General features: G+C 57.1%; 1 protein-coding gene. It reads right to left on the bottom strand.

Annotated elements, in window-relative coordinates; translation table 11 throughout:
- A partial coding sequence (locus tag DEO48_RS00040; RefSeq protein WP_181366943.1) for a major capsid protein occupies positions 1–625 on the bottom strand: 625 nt, incomplete at both ends.

Here is a 625-nt window from a genome sequence, read left to right as displayed (position 1 = left end):
ACCGTACGGGCTCAGAGCCGGGAACGTAATCGCGTTATCTTTGATAGTGGTATCGAGACGGAACGCCGCCCAGGATGCATTAGTGAAAATCAGGTCTGTGGCCACCGCTCCGCTTTTTTGCAGAATAAGTGTCTGCCAGCGCTCAATATCCTGGGTGGGCTTGTTATTGGTCGCCCCTGCCGCAACGGCCAGCGGCCATTTATCTGCGCCGGACAGAGCGATGGTCAGCGCCGAATCGCGTTGGAAATCAATCACCTCCGGGTCCAGCCCCTCACCCACAACAGTAATGGTGCCGGTCATCATTGCGTTGGCGGCCATCCACTCCTGTCGGCGGTTCAGGACATCGACCTGATCGGTCATCTCAAACATCATGTTCAGCGCGGCTTTATCTGCCGCCGGAATATTGCCGCCAATCTGCTCACCAATCTGGCGACGGATAGGTTTGCGCAGGTCAGGGACACGCTTGTCCTTGATATAAGGGGGTTTGAAAATATTGGTCTGGTAGCGACGGCTTTCCACCAGCTTACCGGCCACCAGCGGGGAACAGAACGGGGCCATACGGCGGCGGCCCACATCCACATCGATGGCGACGAACTCCGTGTCCGACTCAATGACGTTGGGGAAA

It is taken from the genome of Enterobacter sp. CGMCC 5087 (assembly GCF_003144775.1).
Classification (GTDB): Bacteria; Pseudomonadota; Gammaproteobacteria; order Enterobacterales; family Enterobacteriaceae; genus Enterobacter; species Enterobacter cloacae_M.
This window is presented reverse-complemented; position numbering and strand designations above follow the sequence as displayed.